11 protein-coding genes and 1 riboswitch are annotated in these 13,412 nt (G+C 73.8%); of the genes, 3 read left to right on the plus strand and 8 right to left on the minus strand.

From position 1 onward, the window contains the following. Window positions 1-644 precede the first annotated feature (644 nt). The gene (gene sepH / locus ACFVGY_RS05545; RefSeq protein ID WP_385671401.1) at window positions 645-1,685 is read left to right on the plus strand and encodes a septation protein SepH; all 1,041 of its coding nucleotides are present in this window, start codon (window positions 645-647) and stop codon (window positions 1,683-1,685) included. A 39-nt stretch (window positions 1,686-1,724) separates the two neighbouring features. Here sepH and ACFVGY_RS05550 read toward each other — a convergent pair whose 3' ends face one another. Continuing rightward, window positions 1,725-2,573, minus strand: coding sequence for a sulfurtransferase (locus tag ACFVGY_RS05550; RefSeq protein ID WP_385671403.1), 849 nt, complete (start codon window positions 2,571-2,573; stop codon window positions 1,725-1,727). 175 nt (window positions 2,574-2,748) lie between these two features. Here ACFVGY_RS05550 and ACFVGY_RS05555 point away from each other — a divergent pair, with 175 nt between their 5' ends. Then, window positions 2,749-3,564 carry a VOC family protein gene (locus ACFVGY_RS05555; protein ID WP_385671406.1) on the plus strand — a complete coding sequence of 272 codons (816 nt, stop codon included), beginning with the start codon at window positions 2,749-2,751 and terminating at the stop codon, window positions 3,562-3,564. 203 nt (window positions 3,565-3,767) lie between these two features. Here ACFVGY_RS05555 and ACFVGY_RS05560 read toward each other — a convergent pair whose 3' ends face one another. The 4 genes from ACFVGY_RS05560 to ACFVGY_RS05575 form a co-directional block, all read right to left on the minus strand. Continuing rightward, complete coding sequence (locus ACFVGY_RS05560) at window positions 3,768-4,418, minus strand: thymidine kinase (protein ID WP_385671409.1); 651 nt, start codon at window positions 4,416-4,418, stop codon at window positions 3,768-3,770. Between the two features lie 89 nt (window positions 4,419-4,507). Beyond that, window positions 4,508-5,710, minus strand: a complete 1,203-nt coding sequence (locus tag ACFVGY_RS05565; protein WP_385671412.1) for an alkaline phosphatase family protein — start codon at window positions 5,708-5,710, stop codon at window positions 4,508-4,510. Then, window positions 5,710-6,306, minus strand: coding sequence for a DUF5998 family protein (locus ACFVGY_RS05570; RefSeq protein ID WP_385671415.1), 597 nt, complete (start codon window positions 6,304-6,306; stop codon window positions 5,710-5,712). Before ACFVGY_RS05570 ends, ACFVGY_RS05565 begins: the two co-directional genes overlap by 1 nt. A 51-nt stretch (window positions 6,307-6,357) precedes the next feature. Next, window positions 6,358-9,069, minus strand: a complete 2,712-nt coding sequence (locus ACFVGY_RS05575) for a GNAT family N-acetyltransferase (protein ID WP_385671418.1) — start codon at window positions 9,067-9,069, stop codon at window positions 6,358-6,360. 240 nt (window positions 9,070-9,309) lie between these two features. On the opposite strand from ACFVGY_RS05575, the gene ACFVGY_RS05580 reads away from it, so the two are divergent. Continuing rightward, a complete protein-coding gene (locus ACFVGY_RS05580) occupies window positions 9,310-9,591 on the plus strand; it encodes an HPr family phosphocarrier protein (RefSeq protein WP_385671421.1) in 282 nt (93 codons plus the stop codon). Window positions 9,592-9,829: 238 nt separating this feature from the next. Here the strand turns inward: ACFVGY_RS05580 and ACFVGY_RS05585 are convergent, their stop codons facing one another. The 3 genes from ACFVGY_RS05585 to ACFVGY_RS05595 all read right to left on the minus strand — a co-directional run bounded on the left by ACFVGY_RS05585 (window position 9,830) and on the right by ACFVGY_RS05595 (window position 13,237). Then, window positions 9,830-10,495: a GntR family transcriptional regulator gene (locus ACFVGY_RS05585; RefSeq protein WP_385671424.1), complete on the minus strand. Its 666-nt coding sequence runs from the start codon at window positions 10,493-10,495 to the stop codon at window positions 9,830-9,832. Between the two features lie 201 nt (window positions 10,496-10,696). Then, entirely contained in the window at window positions 10,697-11,491 is a 795-nt protein-coding gene (locus ACFVGY_RS05590) for a M23 family metallopeptidase (protein WP_385671427.1), read from the minus strand. 13 nt (window positions 11,492-11,504) lie between these two features. Then, a riboswitch (cyclic di-AMP (ydaO/yuaA leader) is annotated at window positions 11,505-11,660 on the minus strand. Between the two features lie 209 nt (window positions 11,661-11,869). Next, window positions 11,870-13,237 (minus strand): M16 family metallopeptidase, encoded by a 1,368-nt coding sequence (locus ACFVGY_RS05595; RefSeq protein WP_385671574.1) that lies wholly within the window; start codon window positions 13,235-13,237, stop codon window positions 11,870-11,872. Window positions 13,238-13,412: the final 175 nt, after the last annotated feature.

Genomic DNA, 13,412 nt, shown 5'->3' on the forward strand with positions numbered 1-13,412 from the left:
GCGCCCCCCGCCCCCTCCACCCCCTCTCCCGGGGGGGGTGTGTGGCGGGCCGCCCCCCCCCGCCCGCGGCGCCCGGGGCCCCGCCCCCCCGCGCCCCCCCCCCCCGCACCAGGGTCCCGCCCTCGACGCTCCTGTCTCCCCGTCATGCGGTGTGTGTCCCACCACGCTTGGGCTCCCACGCCCCATCGCTCCCGGGAGTCACACGACTCCCGAGCGAAGCGAACGACTCCGTTTCTGCGGATTCTGTGCACCAAGACGCCCGAAAACGGGCACGATCGCAGGTCCGGCCCGATCCGGGGCAGCCCAACTGCCGCCGACACCGATAAGTTCGGCGGCGCGGCGGTCCACCGAGGTGGCCCGAATGGAGTACTGTGGCGACGCCTGGGGCCGTCCTTCCTTTCGGCTGTCCGGACCCGGGAGAGGGGGCCGGTTGACGGAGAAGCGGCACTCGGACCGGTGATGCCGCGGCATTGCACGGGCGCCTGCTGCGCACAGTAACCAACTGGTCACTGTGCGTGCCCAACAGGTAACCGTGCCATAACGGCGATCAAGGGCGCATGCCCGACACGCCGGTTGAACTCGGCAAGGTTGTGGCAGGCTGCACCCGGGCAGGCCACACTCGACTAGCGGAAGCAGCGACGCACGTGACGTCGGCAGGCACCACCCGGGAGGTCCCCATGCCCGAACTGCGTGTCGTGGCCGTCTCGAATGACGGCACACGACTGGTGCTCAAGGCTGCGGACAGCACGGAGTACACCCTTCCGATCGACGAGCGGCTTCGGGCTGCCGTGCGCAACGACCGCGCGCGCCTGAACCAGATCGAGATCGAGGTGGAGAGCCACCTCCGGCCCCGCGACATCCAGGCGCGCATACGGGCCGGCGCCTCCGCTGAGGAGGTCGCTCAGCTCGCCGGCATCCCCGTCGACCGCGTGCGCCGCTTCGAGGGCCCGGTGCTGGCCGAGCGCGCGTTCATGGCGGAGCGGGCGCGCAAGACACCCGTACGCCGCCCCGGCGAGAACACCGGGCCCCAGCTCGGCGAGGCCGTGTCGGAGCGGTTGCTGATGCGGGGCGTCGAGAAGGACTCCGTCCAGTGGGACTCCTGGCGCCGCGACGACGGCACCTGGGAGGTCCTGCTGGTCTACCGGGTCGCGAACGAGACCCACTCCGCGAGCTGGACCTACGACCCGCCGCGCCGGCTGGTCGTGGCCGTGGACGACGAGGCCCGCGCACTGATCGGCGAGGCCGACGACCTGCCGACCGCGCCGGAGCCGAGCTACCCGTTCGTGCCGCGGATCGCCCGGCTGCCCCGGGACCGGCCGCTCGACCGCACCCTCGACCGGCCGGAGCGCCCCGTGGCGCCCGCACCGGAGCCGGAGGAGGAACGGGACACGCTGACCAGCCTGCTGGAGGCGGTGCCGAGCTTCCGCGGCGACCTCGTGGTCCCGGAGCGCGAGGACACCCCGACGGAGGAGGCGGAGGCCGAGGAGCCCCCGGCGGCCTCGGCGGGAGCGGGCAGCGCGTACGCGGACGTCCTCATGCCGCGGACGGTGGCCGGCCACCGCGAGCGCCTGACGGGCACCACGGACCGCCAGGCGGAGGCCGACGGCGTCCGCCCGGGCCGCCGCGCGGCGGTCCCCAGCTGGGACGAGATCGTCTTCGGCACCCGGCGCAAGAAGCAGGAGTAACCCTCCCCCTCGCGGGGATCCGCCCCGGCTCGCCCGCGGCTACTGGGGGTCCGGGCCCGTGGCCACCGGGCGGCTCGGGTCCGAGGACCACTCCGACCAGCTGCCCGCGTACAGCGCGGCCGGGATGCCGGCCACCTCCAGGGCCAGTACCTCGTGCGCCCCGGAGACACCCGACCCGCAGTACACCCCCACCGGGACGGCGCCGCCGCCCGCGCCCAGCGCGGCGAAGCGCGCGCGCAGCTCCGCTGCGGGCCGGAACAGCCCGTCCGCACCCACGTTCTCCGTCGTCGGCGCCGACACCGCCCCGGGGATGTGCCCGCCGACCGGGTCGATCGGCTCCACCTCGCCCCGGTAGCGCTCCCCCGCCCGCGCGTCGAGCAGGACCCCGCTGCGCGCGAGGGCCGCCGCGGCGTCGGCGTCCAGCAGACCGAAAAGGCCCGGAGTTGGCTTGAAATCGCCCTCGACAGGGGTCGGTGGCTCATCCGTCAGCACACCACCCGCCGCGGTCCACGCGGCCAGTCCCCCGTCCAGCACCCGGACCCGGGTGTGACCCGTCCAGCGCAGCAGCCACCACGCGCGGGCCGCCGCCCAGCCCAGGCCCCCGTCGTACACGACCACGTCCGCGTCCGCACGGACCCCCGCCCGGCGCATCACCGCCCCGAACTCGTGCGGGTCCGGCAGCGGGTGCCGCCCGCCCGCCCCCGGCGGACCAGCCAGTTCGCGGTCGAGGTCGACGTACACGGCACCCGGCAGGTGGCCGGCCTCGTACGCGGTCCGCAGGTCGGGGCCGCCCAGCTGCCAGCGGACGTCCAGCAGCACCGGCGGCCGCGGACCGGCCAGCGCGTCCGCCAGCTCGGCGGCGGAAAGGATCGCAGAGTTCGCAGTCATGCAGCCATCTTCCTCCCCGCCCTCCGGCCCGCGTAACAAGCCCGATACCGACAGGCCGCACCGATTCGGTCATCTACCCCCGCTCCGGCGAATCCCGGCCGGTCGGGGCGCGCCAGGCCCGCCGGAGTGAAACCATCTGGTCCGGCACAGCCCCACGAGGGAGGAGACTGCTGACATGACCGAGGCAGCACACGCAATGCGGCGCCCGCCCGGCACCCCGTGCTGGTCGAGTCTGATGGTGCACGGCCTCGGGACGACCGAGGCCTTCTACACCGACCTCTTCGGCTGGGATTACGAGCCCGGCCCCGAACCCTTCGGCCCGTACGTCCGGGCCCTCCTCGGCGGACAGGAGGTCGCCGGGATCGGCGAAATGCCGCCGGACCGGCACCTTCCGGTGGCCTGGACGACGTACTTCGCCACCGACGACGCCGACGCGACGGCCGAGGCGGTCCGCTCCTGCGGCGGCACGGTCGCCGTGGGCCCGCTCGACGCGGCCGGCGCGGGCCGGACGGCGATCTGCTCCGACCCGCTGGGCGCGGTCTTCGGGCTCTGGCAGGCCGACGAGCGCGTCGGGACCCAGCTGTCCGGGGTCCACGGCACCCCCGTGTGGGCCGAGCTGGTCACCCAGGACACCTCGACCGTCGGCAAGTTCTACGAGCACGTCTTCGGCCACGAGGCCGTGCAGCGCACCATGGCCCCCGCCTCGGCCGCGACGGCCTCCGACTTCGACTACCTGACCCTGCTCCTGGACGGCCGGCCCGTCGCCGCCGTGCACGGCGTCGGGCGCTCCCTGCCGCACGACCGCGGCCCGCACTGGATGACGTACTTCGCCGTCGACGACGCCGACGCGGCCGCGGCCCTGGTACACCGGCTGGGCGGGCGCGTGGTCCAGCCGCCCCGCGAGGGCCTCACCGGCCGGGTCACCACCGTCGCGGACCCGGAGGGCGCGCTGCTGGCCCTCGTCGAGCTCCGCCCCGGCAACGGCCTGTGAGGACCTCCCGTCCCGCGGACCGCACCCACGCCCGCACCCACAGCCGTACCCGGCCGCAGTGAGGGGAGAGCGGCCGCACGGACCGCGGCGCTCGTCATGCGGCGGGGGTGGGCGGCGGCGGCCGGCCGCGTGGGCACGGTGCGTGGCGCGGGCCACCCGGCGGAGACCGGAGGGGCCTCGTGCGGGCCGCTACAACCAGGTGGTCAGGCCTGGTTGACCGGGAGGACGTCCGGGGAGAGGGCTCCCGCGTGGGCCGAGGTCGAGGTCATGCGGCGCCGGTGGTGGCGGCGGCAGAGTACCTCGTAGCCGATCTCCTCCGCAGGACGGTTCACGTCGCCGACGACGACCTGTTCGCCCTCCACGACCATCTCGCCCCCGACCGTGCGGGCGTTGTGCGTGGCGCGTGCCCCGCACCAGCACATGGCCTCCACCTGGAGGGTCTCGATCCGGTCCGCCAGCTCGATCAGCCGCTGCGAGCCGGGGAAGAGCTTGGTGCGGAAGTCCGTGGTGATGCCGAACGCGAAGACGTCGAGCCCCAGGTCGTCCACGACCCGGGCGAGCTGGTCGATCTGCTCGGGGGCGAGGAACTGCGCCTCGTCCACGATCACGTAGTCGACCTTGCCGCCCTGCGACATCCGGGCCACCAGGTAGGCGTACAGGTCCATGCCCGGCGCGGCCTCGACCGCCGCCGTGACCAGGCCGAGGCGGGAGGAGAGCTTGCCCTGCCCGGCGCGGTCGTCACGCGTGAAGATCACGCCCTGCAGCCCGCGCGCCGAGCGGTTGTGCCCGATCTGGAGCGCGAGGGTACTCTTCCCGCAGTCCATCGTGCCGGAGAAAAACACCAGTTCAGGCATGGAGGAAACGGGACCTTCCGGGTCGTGTGAGGAGTGTGGGGCCAGGGGGCCGGGGTGGGGCGGGCAGGGCTGCGGGGGCTTCGAGGCGGTCAGGTGCGCACTTCGAGCAGCGGGACGAGCTGCTCGGCCGCGGTCATGGAGCCGTGCATGCCGGCGAGCTTGGACTCGTTGGGCTCGTTCACGGACGCGGTGATCGCGACGTCGGCGTACGCGGCCGCGACCACGTCGCCGATCCGTCCGAAGACGCGCTCGTCGCACTCCCCCGGCGGCCCGAACCAGCCCAGTTCCAGGGCCTCTTCGCGACTCGCGATCCAGAACCGGTCGCCGAGCACCTCGCGCCACACGGTCAGTACGTCGGCCTCGGCGCCGGGGACCGCGTACACGTGCCGGGCCCGGCCCTCGCCGCCGAGCAGGGCCACGCCCGCGCCCAGCTCCCAGTCCTCGTCGAAGTCGATGCGGGAGTCCTCGTCGAAGGGGACGTCCACCATGCCGTGGTCGGCGGTCACGTACAGCGCGGTGCGCGGCGGCAACTGCTCGGCGAGCCGCTGCACGAGCCGGTCGACGTACATCAGCTGGCCGCGCCAGGCGTCGGAGTCCACGCCGTGCCGGTGGCCGGCTCCGTCGAGCTCGCTGAAGTACGTGTAGACCAGCGAGCGGTCTCCGGCGGCGAGGCGCTCGGCCGCCAGGTCCATGCGCTCCTCGCCGGTCATCCGGCCGACGAAGGTGCCTCCGCTCAGCGCGATCTTGGTGAGCGGGGTGGTCTCGAAGGTGGGCGAGGACACCTGCGCGGTGGCCACCCCCGCCGCGTCCGCCAGCTGGAAGACGGTCGGGTACGGCTGCCAGGGCTTCGGCGGGGTCCACGGGTGCCAGCGCAGCTGGTTCATCAGCTCGCCGGTGGCCGGGTTGCGGACCGCGTAGCCGGGCAGGCCGTGGCGGGCCGGGGGGAGGCCGGTGCCGACGGAGGCCAGCGAGGTGGCGGTGGTGGCCGGGAAGCCCGCGGTGATCGGGCGGCCGGTGCCACCGCGCGAGGTGCCGAGCAGGGAGGTCAGGTACGGGGCCTCGTCCGGGTGGGCCTTGATCTGCTCCCAGCCCATGCCGTCGACCAGGAACACGCAGTTCCGGTCGGCCGGCGTCAGCTCGGTGATGGCGGCGGTGAAGCCGGGGACCCCCTGGCCGGCCACGAGGGTCGGCAGCAGGTCGGCGAGCGAGCCGGTCCCGTACTGCGGGACGGGGGCGCCGGCCAGGTCCAGCAGTTCCGGTTCGTCCCAGTTCGCGGGTGCGGAGTAGGACATCAGCGGGCGGGGGAGGCGGTCGCCGCGGTCGCCTCCGACAGCGCCTGGGCGAACAGGAGGGTCTGGCGGACCGCCTCCGGGCCGTCGCCCGCCTCGCTGACGCGCAGGCTGAGGTCGTCGGCGGTGGAGTTGCCGGTGTAGCCGTGGTCGGAGTCGCAGTTGGGGTCGCCGCAGGCAGCGGGCTCCAGGTCGATGCGGGAGACCGCGCCCCAGCCGATGGTCAGCACGACCTCGCGGGGCAGGGTGCCCGGCGTGTAGGACTCGGGGTTGGCGACGACGCGGCTGAGCACCACCGAGGAGATCCCGGACAGCTTCACCGACTCGGTGGAGGTGGTCGCGTACGGGGACGGGGAACCGGAGTCGGCGGCCTGCTCGTCGGTGTGGCTCACGATGAAGCGGTTGCCGGTCAGGACCAGCACGGTGACGTGCCGGCGCACCTCGTTGGAGTCGAACGTCGTCTCCTGGTGGACCAGGTACGACGAGATCGGCTCGCCGCCCACCGCGGCCTCCACGGCCTCTGCCACGAGGGCCGGGTAGTAGCCGCTGCGCTCGATCGCCGCGCGCAGCCCCTGGGTCGTCGTACCGGATTTCGCCATGGGGTCCATCCTAAGGCCCGCAGGGGGCGCCCCGGCCGCCCCCGGACGGGCTCAGTAGCTGGGGAGCGTCCGGGGGCCGAGATCGGTGCGGGCCGGAGGACGGGCGATGCGGACCGTGGCGCTCAGCACGGAGAGGCCCTCGGTGGCGACGACGACGGGCTCCAGGGTGACGCCGACCACTTCCGGGTGGTCGTCCACGAGGCGGGACAGGCGCAGGAGGAGCTCCTCCAGGGCCGGGGTGTCGACGGGGTCGCTGCCGCGCCAGCCGAAGAGGAGCGGTGCGGTCCGGATGGACCGGATCAGTCCGGCGACGTCCCGGTCGGTGGCCGGCACGATCCGGTGGGCGGTGTCGCCGAGCAGCTCGGAGGCGACGCCGGCGAGCCCGAACGACAGGACGGCACCGGCGGCGGGGTCGATGACGGACCGCACGACGGTGTCCACGCCCCGCGGGACCATGGCCTGGACCACGGGCAGCAGCTCGGCGGGCGAGCCGAGCAGGCCGGTGAGCTCGCCGTACGCGCGGCGCAGCGCGGCCTCGCCCGCCAGGTCGAGGCGTACGCCGCCCAGGTCGGCCCGGTGGCGCAGGTGCGGGGCGGTGGTCTTGAGCGCGACCGGGTAGCCGAGGGCCCCGGCGGCCTCCACCGCGGCGTCGACGGTGGGCGCGGGCAGGGTGAGCAGCACCCGGATCCCGTACCGGGCCAGCAGCGCGGCGGCGTCGGCCTCGGCGAGGGTGAGCACCCCGTCGCCGCCGCCGACCTCGGCCAGCAGCCGGGCGAGCTGGGCGGCGGCCCCGGCCTCGTCGATGTCCTCGTACTCGGGGACGTGGCCGGACTCGGCGTCGGCCCGCCGCCACTGCCCGTACCGGACGGCCTCGGCGACGGCCCGGACGGCCCGCTCGGCAGCCGGGTAGGCGGGGATGCGCACGTCGGCGCGGGAGAGGGACTCCACGAGCTCCGCCAGCTCCACGTGGACGACCGCCACCGGCTTGCCGGGGTGCGCGGCGACGGCGTCGCGCAGCGCGTCGGCCAGGTGGTCGGCGCCCGCCTCCTCGGTCACCCAGGGGATCGCGGTGACGACCACCGCGTCGTGGGCGTCGTCGGCCAGGGCTGCGGCCACGGCCCGGCCGAAGTCCGCCGGGGAGGCCGCCGTGGTCAGGTCGAGCGGGGCGCCCGGCCGCAGCCCCTGGGCCAGGCAGGCGTCGTACGTGAGGAAGCCGAGGGACTCCGAGTTGCCCAGGATCGCCACGCGCGGTCCGGCCGGCACCGGCTGCGAGGCGAGCAGCAGCCCCACGTCCACCAGCTCGGTCACCGTGTCGACCCGGATCACGCCGGCCTGACGCAGCAGCGCGGAGACGGTGGCCTCCGGCAGCCTGGTCCCCGGGACCACGTGGCCGGCCGGGGTGTGGCGGCCGCCCTTGGCGACGACGACCGGCTTGACGGCGGCGGTGCGGCGCGCGAGCCGGGTGAACTTCCGCGGGTTGCCGAGGGTTTCGAGGTACATCAGGGCCACGTCGGTGGCCTCGTCCTCGTACCAGTACTGGAGGATGTCGTTGCCGGAGACGTCCGCCCGGTTGCCCGCGGAGACGAAGGACGACAGCCCCACGCCGCGCCGCAACAGCGCGGACAGCAGCGCTATCCCGATCGCGCCGGACTGCGTGAACAGCCCGATCCGGCCGGGGACGGGGGCCGGCACCGGGGCGAGCGAGGCGTTGAGGCCCACGTCCGGGGCGGTGTTGATCACGCCGAAGGCGTTCGGCCCGATCAGCCGCATCCCGTACGAGCGCACCTGTCGGACCAGTTCGCGTTGCCGGTCGAGCCCGGCCGGGCCGCTTTCCCCGTATCCGGCGGACAGGACGACGAGCCCCTGGACACCGCGCTCGCCGCAGTCGGCCACCACCTGCGGGACGCGCTCGGCAGGGACCGCGACGACCGCGAGGTCGACCGGGGCGTCGATGTCGCGGAGGGAGCGGTAGGCCCGCACGCCTTCCAGCAGGTCCCCCTCGATACCGGGGGCGCGCGCCTCGTTCACGGCGAAGAGGTGGCCCCGGAAGCCGCTGTCGCGCAGGTTCCGCAGGGCCGCCGCTCCGACGCCGGCGCCGGAGCGGCTGACTCCGACGACCGCGACCGAGCCCGGGGCCAGCAGCCGCTGCACGGAGCGGGCCTCGGCACGCTGTTCGCGGGCGCGCTGTACGGCCAGGGACTCGGCGGTGGGTTCGAGGTCGAGGGTGAGGTGGACGGAGCCGTCTTCGAAGCTGCGCTTCTGCAGGTATCCGGCGTCCGTGAACACTTTGATCATCTTGGTGTTGGCGGGGAGCACCTCCGCCGCGAACCGGCGGATGCCCCGCTCCCGGGCGACGGCTCCGATGTGCTCCAGCAGTGCGGAGGCGACGCCGCGGCCCTGGTGGGCGTCCTGGACGAGGAAGGCGACCTCGGCCTCGTCGGCGGGGGCGGAGGCGGGGCGGCCGTCGGGGCCGATGCGGTCGTAGCGGACGGTGCCGATGAACTCCTCGCCGACGGTGGCCGCGAGGCCGACGCGGTCCACGTAGTCGTGGTGCGTGAAGCGGTGCACGTCGCGGTCGGAGAGCCGGGGGTGGGGGGCGAAGAAGCGGTAGTACTTCGACTCATCGGAGACCTGGTCGTAGAAGCTGACCAGCCGCCCGGCGTCCTCGGTGGTGATGGGCCTGATCCGGGCGGTGCCGCCGTCCCTCAGGACGACGTCGGCTTCCCAGTGGGCCGGGTACGCGGGGTCCGACGCGGTGGTCATGCGGTGATCTTAAGCCCAGGAGGGGCAGGACAGCCCCTGCGCGGCGCATACGGAAATGCCGTGCGAACCGGTGCAAGCTGGGGTACGTCGAGTGGCGGGAGACCCGGGTCGGAAGCCGGTCGAAGGCCCGGCCGAAAGCAGCTCGGAGGCCGGTCGTAGGCCGGTTGTAGGCCGGTCCGAGCACTCGGGGCGTCGTGAGAGACTGGTCTAGACAACCGCAAGAACCTGAAGGGCATCACCATGGCAGAGCGTCGCGTCAACGTCGGCTGGGCCGAGGGCCTGCACGCCCGTCCCGCCTCGATCTTCGTCCGGGCCACGACCGCTTCCGGCGTCCCGGTGACCATCGCGAAGGCCGACGGGAACCCCGTCAACGCCGCCTCCATGCTGGCGGTGCTGGGCCTGGGTGCACAGGGTGGCGAGGAGATCGTCCTGGCGTCCGACGCCGAGGGTGCCGAGATCGCGCTGGACCGCCTCGCGAAGCTGGTCGCCGAGGGGCTGGAGGAGCTCCCCGAGACCGTCTGACCCTTCGGGTTCGCACCACGAACGGCGGAGCCGCGGCCTCCGGAGCATTCCGGTACCGCGGCTCCTCTGTTTTCCGCACCCCGCCCTGCCGCGCACATTCCGGGCGGGTCGAGGAATTCACTTCGCCGGCCCGGTGAAGGCGCGACGGGAAGTACCGGGCCGGGAAATACCGGGGCACGGAAATATCGGGGTCAGAATTGCCGGGCGCAGCGGCATCCCCATTCATACGCCGCTTCTGTTAATGGGAGCGGCTCGTCATGTTTACGGCAGGTTGCGAAGTCCTCACCCGCAGCCGGTAGGCCCCGGTCGTCCGGTCGGCGTGGACCGCCGTCAGCGTCTTCGCGCGCTCGGCGTCCCCGCGGGCCACCGCGTCCACGATCGCGCCGTGCTCCGCCCAGCACTCCACCGGCCGGGCCGGGGCCTGCACGGTGTACATCCAGGCGACCTTGTGCCGCATCTGGGTGAGCAGCGTGATCAGCCCGGGGCTCGCGGAGGCCTGCGCCAGGGTCTCGTGGAACCAAGCCCCCAGCGCCCGCAGGTCCTCGCCCTGCCCCTGCCTGGCCCGCTCCTGGCCCAGTCTGACCAGCCCGCGCAGCACCTTGAGGTGACCCTCGGTGCGCCGGCGGGCGGCCCGCGAGGCCGCCAGCGGCTCCAGCAGCATCCGCAGCTCCAGCAGGTCGGCCGCCTCCTGCTCGGTGGGCTCGGCGACGCAGGCGCCCGCGTGGCGGCGGGTGGTCACGAAGCCCTCGGACTGCAGCGTCCGCAGCGCCTCGCGGACCGGGACGCGCGAGACCCCGTAGCGGCGGGCCAGCACCTCCTCGGTCAGCCTGGCGCCCGGTTCGAACGCCCCGGAGACGATGTCGTCGCGGATTGCAGTGCATACCGCGTGCGCGGGAATACGCAAGACGGGACCTCCGCTTCTTTCCGATTGCCGGCGACAATGCCGTGACCGTACTGGGATCGTATGGGGACTCTATTGCAACCGGCTGAATTTTCCGAGCGGCGACGGAAATCGGCGGTATTTACGGCCATGACGCCGAAGGCCCCGGCTCGGTGAGCCGGGGCCTTCGGAGGAAGCGTGCGGGTCCGCGCGTACGCGCTGGGATCAGAGGTTCACGCCGTGCGACCGCAGGTACGAGATCGGGTCGATGTCCGAGCCGTACGAGGCGCCGGTGCGGGCCTCGAAGTGCAGGTGCGGGCCGCTGGAGTTGCCGGTGGAGCCCGACAGGCCGATCTGCTGACCGGGGGTGACCTGCTGGCCGACGGAGACGCTCAGCGAGGACAGGTGGCCGTACTGCGTGTACGTGCCGTCGGCGTGCTTGATGACGACGTTGTTGCCGTACGCGCCGCCCCAGCCGGCCTCGACGACGGTGCCGAGACCCACCGCTTGCACCGAGGTGCCGGAGGCGGCGTGGAAGTCGATGCCCGTGTGGCTGCCCGAGGACCACATGCCGCCGCCCGCGCGGTACTGGGTGGAGACGTAGGAGTCGTCGAGCGGGGAGACGAAGGTGTTGAGGCGCTTGCGCTCCTCCTCGCGGGCGGCGCGCTCGGCGGCCTCGCGCTCGGCCTTCGCCTTCTCCTCGGCCTTCTGCTTGGCCTCGGCGGCCCGGGCCTTCGCGTCGGCCTCGGCCTTCTCCTTGGCGGCGGTGGCCTCGGCGGCGGCCTGCTGGGCCTGGGCCTGGGCCTCGACGTCGCCGGCGAGGTCCGCGGCGGTGACGACCGCGTTCAGCCCGGTGTCCTCGGTGGAGGGGGCCTTGTCCGAAGCGGCGAACGCCGGGCCCGCGAGCGTGCCCACGACACCGGTGGTCGCGAGGGCGGCCACACCGGCGTAACCGGCGGTCTTGCGGCTCAGACGGCTGGAACCACGGTGCTTGCCGGCGGCACGGCTGCCAAAGGCCATGAGGAGGCTGATCCTTTCCTTCCTTCTCGCCTACCGGGTTAGCTGACGGGTTCGGAGCAGGAAGGTCTCCTACGGGCCCCTCTGGCGAGGCGGCCCGATTCACCCCAGGGACATGTGGGTCCCCGGCTCCCCAGGCTCGCGCCTGACGGGGACTCGGCGATCGCTGTCCGGTGCCGCGGTTGCGGCGCGTACATCTGACGAACAGCACGGCCGACGCTAGGCGGATCATCAGTCAATCACCAAATGGTCACGGCCTTTTGTTGCGCACGCCACACCGCATAAGCCGACCTTCGGGCCAAACAGACATAAGGGGCTCCGGCGGACAAGCCGCCGAAGCCCCTTGAATCACCCGCCCGTTGCGGCGGGCGACGGACGACGTCAGTTGGTGACGACGGTGACCTCGCCGATCCCGAGCGCCCGCACCGGCTCCTCGATCTGCGCGGCGTCACCCACCAGCACGGTGACCAGACGGTCCACCGGGAAGGCCTTCACGACCGCCGTGGTCGCCTCCACCGTGCCGGTCGCGGCCAGCTGGGCGTACAACTGCGCCTGGTAGTCGTCCGGGAGCTGCTGCTCCACCTGGTCCGCCAGCGTGCCGGCGACGGCCGCGGCCGTCTCGAACTTCAGCGGGGCCACGCCCACCAGGTTCTGCACGGCCACGTCCCGCTCGGCGTCGGTCAGGCCACCCTCGGCGAGGGTGCGCAGCACCTTCCACAGGTCGTCCAGGGCCGGGCCGGTGTTGGGGGTGTCCACCGAGCCGCTGATGGCGAGCATCGACGCGCCCCGCCCGTCGGCCGTGGAGCGCAGCACCTGACCGAAGGCGCGCACGCCGTAGGTGTAGCCCTTCTCCTCGCGCAGCACCTTGTCCAGGCGCGAGGTGAGGGTGCCGCCCAGGCAGTACGTGCCGAGCACCTGCGCCGCCCACACGGTGTCGTGCCGGTCCGGCCCGATCCGGCCGATGAGCAGCTGCGTCTGCACCGCTCCGGGCCGGTCGACGATGACCACGCGGCCGGTGTCGTCGGCGGTGACCGGGGGCACCTCCGCCGGCTGGCCGGCGGTACCGGTCCAGGCGCCCAGGGTGTCCGCCAGCACCTCGTCCAGGTCGATGCCGGTCAGGTCGCCGACGACCACCGCGGTCGCGGTGGCGGGGCGCACGTGGGCCTCGTAGAAGGCGCGCACGGCACCGGAGTCGATGCGGGCCACCGTCTCCTCGGTGCCCTGGCGCGGGCGGGACATCCTCAGGTCGGCCGGGAAGAGCCGGCGGTAGAGCTCCTTGGCGGCGCGGCGCTGCGGGTTGGCCAGCTCGTGCGGGATCTCGTCCAGGCGGTTGCGGACGAGGCGGTCGACCTCGCTGTCGGTGAAGGCGGGCGCCCGCAGGGCCTCGGCGAGCAGGCCCAGGGCCTTCAGCAGCCGGGAGGCGGGGACCTCCAGGGAGACGCGCACGCCCGGGTGGTCGGCGTGCGCGTCGAGGGTGGCGCCGCAGCGCTCCAGCTCGGCCGCGAACTCCTCGGCGGTGTGCTTGTCGGTGCCCTCCGACAGGGCCCGGGCCATGATCGTGGCCACGCCGTCCAGGCCCGCCGGCTCGGCGTCCAGCGGGGCGGAGAGGTTGATCTCGACGGCCACCACCTGCTGGCCCGGCCGGTGGCAGCGCAGCACGGTCAGGCCGTTGGGCAGGGAGCCGCGTTCGGGGGCCGGGAAGGCCCACGGCCGGGGCTGCCCGGCCTGGGGCCGCGGGTGGAAGGTCATCGTGACGGCTGCGGTGTCGCTCACTGCTCCGCCCCCTCGTTCTCGTTCTCGGTCGCGTCGGAGTCGTGGGGGGGGGGGGGGGGGCGGGGGGGGCGGGGGGCGGGGTGAAAAAAAAAAACAGAGGAGGGGGGGCGGAGGGGAGGGGGCGCGGACCGCCACACCCACACGCAGGAGG

This window comes from Streptomyces sp. NPDC127106, from assembly GCF_042677605.1.
GTDB lineage: Bacteria > Actinomycetota > Actinomycetes > Streptomycetales > Streptomycetaceae > Streptomyces.